At 53.5% G+C, this 275-nt stretch carries 2 rRNA genes; both read right to left on the minus strand.

Going from position 1 to position 275, the window contains the following annotated elements:
• Nucleotides 1–117 (minus strand): 5S ribosomal RNA (gene rrf / locus V8Q34_RS27450); the annotation flags it as partial.
• A 68-nt stretch (nt 118–185) separates the two neighbouring features.
• A 16S ribosomal RNA gene (locus V8Q34_RS27455) occupies nt 186–275 on the minus strand; the annotation flags it as partial.

Raw genomic sequence — 275 nt, forward strand, 5'->3', positions numbered from 1 at the left:
TCCGGCAGCCACCTGCTTTCCCATGCCGTCTCCAGCATAGTATCATCGGCCTCCCAGGTCTTAACCATCGTGTTCGGGATGGGTACGGGTGTGTCCCCTGGGCGTATCGCCACCGGAAAGATTTAGTTATCCATCTTCTTGGTAACTCAACAGTGAAACATATTCATCTACTTCTTCTTCCTTAGAAAGGAGGTGATCCAGCCGCACCTTCCGATACGGCTACCTTGTTACGACTTCACCCCAGTTATCGGTCCCGCCTTCGGCAGCTCCCTCCT

The organism is Blautia sp. JLR.GB0024, assembly GCF_037000545.1.
GTDB classification, from domain to species: Bacteria; Bacillota; Clostridia; order Lachnospirales; family Lachnospiraceae; genus Blautia; species Blautia celeris.